The organism is Paludibacter sp. 221, assembly GCF_010501035.1.
GTDB lineage: Bacteria > Bacteroidota > Bacteroidia > Bacteroidales > Paludibacteraceae > QVMH01.
Window position 1 is genome coordinate 1 of sequence record NZ_QVMH01000070.1, and the last position, 7,670, is coordinate 7,670.

The window sequence follows — 7,670 nt, forward strand, 5'->3', positions numbered from 1 at the left end:
TGACAAACAAATTGTTTATTTGAAAAAATTGTTTTTTACAACAGTATCTTTTTCAGCTATAGGAAAAAGGAAGAGCCTGTCCGGCTCGAGGACAAAAAGAATAGATTATAGATAACTGTAACTCTCCCTAAATCCCTCTCTCAAAGAGAGGGACTTGGAGATTGCTGTAACGGAAGAGCGATGTATGACAAATCCAGTGTTTAAAATGTATTTTTAATGCAGTTACCCTATTAAAAATTTCACTATAGTTTATATTCAACAGTTTATTATAATACTGACTTGTAAATTATTATCGCATTAAAAGCTGCTGTAGGGAGCAAAGTTTGGTAATGTACGGGTTACTCAATTATCCGGCGTGCCGTAGGTACGCAACTTCCACTCCTAACGGAGTACATATAAAAAAACTATCGGCTGAATTATCAAATCCACCTCACTCCGCACACCAAACCGAACAGTACATCAAACAGCAACAGCACACCCAAACACCACCATATACAAATGTATATCAACACTTTAAGCAACCGAATAAAACACCGATAAGCACACCCATCGAACACCACTTCGAACACTGCTACGCACAGCAACCAAACAGCCACAAACACCAAAACAACCCTGTATATCAATAAATTACAACACCCGCCCAAACACCAACAAGCACAGTCGTCGAACAGCGGTCGAACACCCATCGGTACAAAGAAGAAGAAAGAAAAGAAAAAAGAAGAATAAATATTTCTCTCTCTCTATTATAATAGCTGCATTTAAAAAAAAAAAATTAATTCGAACCGGATATGAACAATTAACCAAGTTTCTATGTTTGATTTATACAAACAGTTTATAAACCATAGTATAACACTTATAAAACGACACTTAATTATGAAAACAAAAGACGAAAAAAACAAGGTTAACATAAAAAAAGATACAAAAGGTACCACCCACAAACCTACTCAGGAAGAAATAAAAGAAGATATTTGTATGATAAACCCCGATGAAAACACTCTGGACAGGGGATAACACACATATAATATATAAAAAAGCATCAGGGCTATCAAACTTATTTTGATAGCCCTGAATTTATATATTCTTCTATATAAACGAAAACAATTATTTTTGTTGAACCAACCACTATCATTAAAAAGAAAACAAAAATGAAATTACTGACAGAAAACAAAATCAGAGAGCTTGACCTGACGACTATCGACAGTGAACCCATCTCATCTATCGACCTGATGGAGCGTGCCTCTGATAAAATAGCACAATGGATAATCGAACACATAAACACGGCATGTCCTTTAGTATTTCTTATCGGGAAAGGCAATAACGGTGGCGACGGCCTGGCCGTTGCGCGGATGTTGAGTTACGCCGGATACAGATGTAGAGTATATTTAGCTTTCGGAAAAGAGCAGTTGAGCGAAGAGAGCCGCATCAACGCAGAAAGGCTCCCCGCCGAAATCGCCATAATATCCGAAAAAGAGATTGACTCAATACCGGAAAACGCAATCGTAATAGATGCCCTATTGGGTACAGGCGTAAAAGGCGAAATAACAGAGCCTATCGTATCCATAATCAGAAAAATAAACCAACTGCCCAACAAAGTTATAGCTATCGACCTGCCATCGGGTATGAAAAGCGAGTTCGGCAACGCAAAGCAGGATATAATAAAAGCCCACCATACATTAACTTTGGAATTTCCCAAACTGGCTATGCTCTTACCCGAAGCCGGAGAGTATTGCGGCGAAATATCTATCCTACCCATCGGACTTGACAAAACATATATTGAAAACACTGATACAACATACTATTTTGCAACAGAGGAGGAAATCAGAACACTACTTATCAAAAGGGGGAAATTCGCCCACAAAGGCACATACGGTCATACATTGCTTATTTGCGGCAGCAGGGGTATGGCCGGCGCAGCCATTTTGGCAGCGGGAGGGGCTTTGCGTTCGGGCTGTGGACTGGTTACTGCTCATATCCCCTGCGACGAACGCTTTTCTATTCAAGCAAAATATCCTTCGGCCATGTTGAGCCTCGACGAGAACAGTTATTTCAGCCAACAGCCGCAGAATATCGAAAAATACAGTTCCATTGGTATCGGCTGCGGACTGGGACAGGCCGACGACACAAAAACCGCGTTGGAAAACCTGCTGAAAAAAGCTACCGTCCCATTGGTAATTGATGCCGACGCACTAAATATAATTGCAGAGAACAAACACCTGATAAAACTGATTCCTGCCAACTCGGTATTGACCCCTCATCCCGGAGAATTAAAACGATTGGTTGGAGAGTGGAACGATGAAGAAGAAAAAATAAATTTATGTACAAGGCTTGCGAAAGAGACAAACTCGGTTATTGTTGTGAAGGGGGCTTATACCATGATTGCATTACCGGAGGGAAAATGTATTTTCAATCCGACAGGTAACCCCGGAATGGCAAAAGGCGGCAGCGGCGATGTGCTGACAGGTTTTATAGCGGGACTAATAGCACGAGGCTATGAAGCTGAGAAAGCCGCCATTTTAGGCGTTTACTTTCATGGAGTAGCGGGCAACAAAGCAGCAAAAGTATTTGGGCAAGAAAGCATGAACAGTTTGGATATGATTGACTTCCTGAATGTTGAATTTTAAAAATTCACATTTTTTTAGAACGCCGCTCGATACTTGGCTTGCCAAGAAATCACGCAAATAAATGCAAATTTCCGCAAACCTTTTTTTACTGAACTTCAACGGCGTACAGTGGCTTAAGCTCACTTTTACGCTTATTTATATTATATACAAGCAAGTAGCTATACTTACATACGGTTGTGCGTTACTCACATTGTGTGTCCATGCTTAGTTAAGTCAGAACCTCACAATCAGTGTTAAAAAATGTTACTCCGCTATAAAACAATGTACTTTTGCACCTTATTATCCACACAATTTTATCAATTATGAAAAAGAAAATTTTCCCATTATTTTTAATAACATTGTTAGTGTTATGGACTGCCTGTGAAAAACAAGAATCAAAGTATATAAATATAGAAGGTTTAGAAAAAACGGATAACCTTTCACGTCTTTATTATTTTAGGACAGAAAACCACAAAAAAACATCAAAAACCATCCAGATAAAAAGCAACACAGAGTGGAAAATCACTTTTGAGAAAGAAGCTGACTGGTGCAGCATTTCCACTGAAAACGGAGCAAATGATGGCAGCTTCGTTATAAATATAGATAAGAACAAAACAAAAGAATACCGCCATGCAATGCTTCAGATATGCCAAGCCGATGATGGTTCGCAAAACAGTTACATAGACATTTTCCAGTCGGGATATGATGAAGAATTATGGATTAGCACCATCTCTTTTGTAACGAATACTCCTGCCACTGAATGCGAAATAGAGGTGTCGGCCGTTAGCGATTGGAGCGCAAGTGTAAGATACGTTCCGGAAGCCGATTGGGCTGCCTATCCATGGTGTACACTCGAAACTACTCAGGAAGACGGCGACGGAGTTATCACAGCCAAACTGAAAGAAAATCCTACAGAACTCCGAAGGGGAGCCATCATCACCATCAGCATGGGAAATATAGAAAAAACCGACACCATTATACAACACGGAAAATATACGGATGATGAAGAAGGTGTTAATATCAATGGTGTAACATGGGCTACGCGCAATGTAGGGGCTTTCAGTACGTTTGCAAGCATGAATTTTGGTGATAGAGGTAGGTATTACCAATACAATATAGCAACAGCTTATACAGAACAAAATTCGTCGGAAATAAATCTGGAACCTGCTTTTCCTGGTTATGGATTCAGTTGGACCAGAGTGAATGATCCAAGTCCAGAAGGATGGAGAATCCCTACGGCAAAAGAATGGAGCGATTTATATGCCTCGGGCTACCGCTGGGTAGATGCAGGCGAAGGTGGTGTTCCATGTGATGGAGCTTGGCTGGGGACTAATGCTAAAAACGCATCAATGTCAGATCCGGGAGCTGCTATATTCTTGCCTGTACTCGGAGCTATGACTCAGGATAGAGGACTGATAGAAACTCAGCGAGGATATTACTTATCAAACGAAATAAAACACTCATCTGGAACACAAGCGTTCCTTTTTACAAAAGCAAATGGAGGAGGGAGTGCTGAAAATGCTTTTATTTTATGGGAAGCTGCTGGAAATATCCGCTGTGTGAAAAAATAAAACCAATTTGACTTATATACCAAATAACAGTTGTGAGGCCGGATTGTCGAATCCGGCCTCACAAGTATATTACAAAATCCGTTTGAACAAAGAATAGCTGATGAATTGCTTGAAAGCTGACTACTGAAAGCTAAGTAACTAAGGTTGGAATAATTGGTACAGAATCACATTCACATACCCTTCGCCGGAGCGTATCCAGTTTTTAAGCATTCCCGAACTTTGGAAGTTGCGGCTCTCGAAAAGGTTGCGGCTTTTGTTATTATCCTCGGCTACGTGTGCGTAAAGCTGGTTTAATTTAAGAAAACCGAATACATACTCCTCCACCAGCTCAAGGCTTGCACCGGCAAAACCATTTCCTCTATATGGCTCGTCGATAAGCAACCCTACCCCTATACGGCTATTGAACACATCCAAATCGAACAAATCAATCGTACCAATAGCAAGTTTGTCATGCTGCTGCTTTGGCTCAATCATGAAGCGCAGTTGCTTGCTTTCGTAAATATCCTGCGACGCATTCAAGATATACTGCTTCAAAGTGTATTTGGAGTAAGGCACACGCACCTCGCCTGCATGCCAATACGCCGGATTATTTTCCCACTTATACAAAAGCTCCAAATCTTCCGGCTCCACAGCCCTCAGCCTTATTTTATCGTTTTCTAAAAACAAAATATACTATTATAGTTACAGAGTTACAAGTTACAAGTTACGAGTTACAAGTTACGAGTTACAAGTTACGAGTTACAAGTTACGAGTTACAAGTTACAGAGTTACGAGTTACGAGTTACGAGTTACGAGTTACGAGTTACGAGTTACGAGTTACGAGTTACAAGTTACAAGTTACGAGTTACAAGTTACAAGTTACGAGTTACAAGATTTCATTGACCACGTGGCACAATCTTAGCTTGAGCTTTCAACTCTTAAAACAAAATCCTACTAACAACTAGTCACTAGTAGCTAATCACTAGTAGCTACTTTACTTCCCGAAAAGTGAACTGAAAAAACCTTTTTTCTTCGGGTATTCGTTCGCTATTTCATTTTTAGGAGGCTGATAACACCTGTCTTCGGCAATCATCCTGTATATAACCCCCCAATCGGGAATACCTCCCAGATTTTTATCGTCGATAAACAAATCGGCATTCACTTTGCGCGAATCTTCGCCAATTAGTGCCGCTTCGGGATAATTTGCATTTACAGCATAAAACTCCAACCCGCGTTTACGGCAAAACTCTACCGCATCTTCCAACTCTTGCCCCTCGCGTACCGTCCACAGAATGAGCAAATGGTGAAACTCGGTTTGCAAACGTTTAAGCGTATCTATAGCAAAAGGTATTTCTTTACCTATAAGCGGATATTCGTGCGTTACAATCGTTCCATCAAAATCGACAGCAATAACCATGTTTAAATCAGATGTTTATAGTTAATAGTTTTTTTTAATTTTCCGACTCGTTCAAATCCAGTTCTGTAGCCATTTTCACCTCGGTAGGCTTACAGAATACCAGTGCGATAGCCGCGATAGCCGCACAAAAAATCATCGAACGCGAGTTTAACACATAAAAAAGCACTATGCCTATCAGCAAGCTGCTGCCTATTACCAACAGACGCAGAAGAGAATAATTCAGATACTTTTTTATCTTTAAATCAGCATCTTCCAGAGCAGACAGCTTCTTCACATTCATGTTGAACAACTTCAACGACAATGGTATAGTCACTACCAGATAAAGAATGTACACCGATGTAATAGCAGTTCCGGCAGTGGCACGCTCCATAATGAGCGGGTCTTTGTCGGCAAAGAAAAGGTAGCCCAATGCCGCTGCAAGAATAGCCAGCACATACAGGCAGTAATAAACCAAAAGAAGTATGTTTACAGTTTTTCTCATGAAAAAATTTATTTACAATTTAGACACATCCTATTATAATTTCGCCACACAGGTTCAGTTAGTTTTCACATAGAAACACGGATTTAATTATTAGTTGTTAATGTTTAATTATTATTTTTTCCCGTATAGCGGCTTCGAGTCCGCTTTACGGGTAATCCTTTTTTTATTTTCTTTTTCTTATCGGGCAAAAGATTTTTCGCCCCTACAATTATTTTATACTTGTAACTACTAACTATTAGCTACTAATTCAAAGGCGTCCTATGCAAGCAAAACTATTGTTTAAAAGAGCTTGTAAAATCCACACGGTTCAGTATAGAGCGTCCCAGCGTAATTTCATCAGCATACTCCAACTCGTCTCCGATAGCCACCCCACGGGCAATGGTAGTTATCTTTACCTCCAAAGGGGCAAGTTTCCTGAAAATATAAAAATTAGTGGTATCGCCCTCCATTGTAGTACTCAACGCCAAAATAACCTCTTTAATAGTACCTGCTTCCACACGTTCCACAAGGCTTTCTATTTCCAAATCCTTCGGCCCTACCCCATCCATAGGCGAAATGATGCCACCCAACACATGATAAACACCCCTGAACTGCTGAGTATTTTCTATCGACATCACATCTTTAATGTTTTCAACTACACACACCGTTTCGTGGTCGCGTCCGGGATTGGCACATATCTGACAAGTTTCAGTATCCGATATGTTATGGCAAACTTTACAGTACCGTATTTCCTTACGCAATTGGATAAACGTATTTCCGAACAATTCCACTTCCTGTTCCGACTGCTTCAGCAAATGCAACACCAAGCGCAGAGCTGTTTTTTTACCTATTCCCGGCAGTTTAGCGAACTCATTCACCGCGTTTTCAAGAAGTATCGACGAAAATTGCTGACTCATAACACAGTTTACCAAAAACAAACACAAATGTACAAAAAAAACTTATGCCAAACTATTTTTGAAAAACAAGCAGCTTGTTATTCATTTTTTTTAATTTTGCCACTTAATCCGAAAAGACAAAGGTATCTTTTTGCTCGCGCAGATATTTAAATAGATTAAAGAATCAAGAGCCAAGAGCCAAGAGCCAAGAATCAAGATAAAAGAAATAAGAATGAGGAAAAAGGTGAAAGGGAAAAGTATAAAGTTACTTACTTGCCTCTTACTCCTTATCTCTAACTTATAACTAAATAATAACTAATAATTAAACATTAATAATTAATGTCTCTTGGTGCACTTCTTCACTCACTGGCGCAAGTTTAGCGTAGTGTAACTTGTGCCGAAAACAAATGCAGTTTAAAACTGCAAAAAAATATAGTCACAAGTCACAGACTTGCGACAAATAAAGAAAGAATGAGGAAAAAGGTGAAAGGAAAAAGCATAAAGTTACTTACTTGCCTCTTACTCCTTTGTCTCATCGGATTTGCAATCCGATGATGTATTAATAACGGATTTTAAAATCCGTAGATAATAGCTTTCGGATTGCCGCTCGAACTTGTTCGCTTGGTTTACCAAGAAATCCGAAAGGACAGAGGAGAAACATTATCCGTAAAGCGGACTTAAATAGATTAAAGAATCAAGAGCCAAGAGCCAAGAGCCAAGAATCAAGATAAAAGAAATAAGAATGAG

At 39.7% G+C, this 7,670-nt stretch carries 8 protein-coding genes; 4 read left to right on the forward strand and 4 right to left on the reverse strand.

Annotated elements, in window-relative coordinates; genetic code table 11:
- Positions 1–329 precede the first annotated feature (329 nt).
- From D0T49_RS12305 to D0T49_RS12320, 4 genes are all read left to right on the forward strand, one after another.
- Positions 330–626 (forward strand): hypothetical protein, encoded by a 297-nt coding sequence (locus D0T49_RS12305; protein ID WP_163632057.1) that lies wholly within the window; start codon positions 330–332, stop codon positions 624–626.
- Between the two features lie 247 nt (positions 627–873).
- On the forward strand, positions 874–1,011 hold the full coding sequence (locus D0T49_RS12310) for a hypothetical protein (RefSeq protein WP_163632060.1): 138 nt from the start codon (positions 874–876) through the stop codon (positions 1,009–1,011).
- 134 nt (positions 1,012–1,145) lie between these two features.
- Positions 1,146–2,621, forward strand: coding sequence for an NAD(P)H-hydrate dehydratase (locus D0T49_RS12315; protein WP_163632062.1), 1,476 nt, complete (start codon positions 1,146–1,148; stop codon positions 2,619–2,621).
- A 302-nt stretch (positions 2,622–2,923) separates the two neighbouring features.
- Positions 2,924–4,171: a BACON domain-containing protein gene (locus D0T49_RS12320; RefSeq protein WP_163632065.1), complete on the forward strand. Its 1,248-nt coding sequence runs from the start codon at positions 2,924–2,926 to the stop codon at positions 4,169–4,171.
- A 138-nt stretch (positions 4,172–4,309) separates the two neighbouring features.
- Here the strand turns inward: D0T49_RS12320 and D0T49_RS12325 are convergent, their stop codons facing one another.
- The 4 genes from D0T49_RS12325 to recR form a co-directional block, all read right to left on the reverse strand.
- A complete protein-coding gene (locus D0T49_RS12325; protein ID WP_163632068.1) occupies positions 4,310–4,837 on the reverse strand; it encodes a GNAT family N-acetyltransferase in 528 nt (175 codons plus the stop codon).
- A 307-nt stretch (positions 4,838–5,144) separates the two neighbouring features.
- Positions 5,145–5,567: a BT0820 family HAD-type phosphatase gene (locus D0T49_RS12330; protein ID WP_163632071.1), complete on the reverse strand. Its 423-nt coding sequence runs from the start codon at positions 5,565–5,567 to the stop codon at positions 5,145–5,147.
- A gap of 34 nt (positions 5,568–5,601) precedes the next feature.
- Positions 5,602–6,048: a hypothetical protein gene (locus D0T49_RS12335; RefSeq protein ID WP_163632074.1), complete on the reverse strand. Its 447-nt coding sequence runs from the start codon at positions 6,046–6,048 to the stop codon at positions 5,602–5,604.
- 272 nt (positions 6,049–6,320) lie between these two features.
- Complete coding sequence (recR, locus tag D0T49_RS12340; RefSeq protein ID WP_163632077.1) at positions 6,321–6,944, reverse strand: recombination mediator RecR; 624 nt, start codon at positions 6,942–6,944, stop codon at positions 6,321–6,323.
- Positions 6,945–7,670 lie beyond the last annotated feature (726 nt).

Coding starts and splice junctions, on each gene's coding strand:
- D0T49_RS12335 (WP_163632074.1), bottom strand. CDS start 6,048: ATGAGAAAAACTGTAAACATACTTCTTTTGGTTTATTACTGCCTGTAT.
- D0T49_RS12330 (WP_163632071.1), bottom strand. CDS start 5,567: ATGGTTATTGCTGTCGATTTTGATGGAACGATTGTAACGCACGAATAT.
- D0T49_RS12305 (WP_163632057.1), top strand. CDS start 330: ATGTACGGGTTACTCAATTATCCGGCGTGCCGTAGGTACGCAACTTCC.
- recR (WP_163632077.1), bottom strand. CDS start 6,944: ATGAGTCAGCAATTTTCGTCGATACTTCTTGAAAACGCGGTGAATGAG.
- D0T49_RS12320 (WP_163632065.1), top strand. CDS start 2,924: ATGAAAAAGAAAATTTTCCCATTATTTTTAATAACATTGTTAGTGTTA.
- D0T49_RS12310 (WP_163632060.1), top strand. CDS start 874: ATGAAAACAAAAGACGAAAAAAACAAGGTTAACATAAAAAAAGATACA.
- D0T49_RS12315 (WP_163632062.1), top strand. CDS start 1,146: ATGAAATTACTGACAGAAAACAAAATCAGAGAGCTTGACCTGACGACT.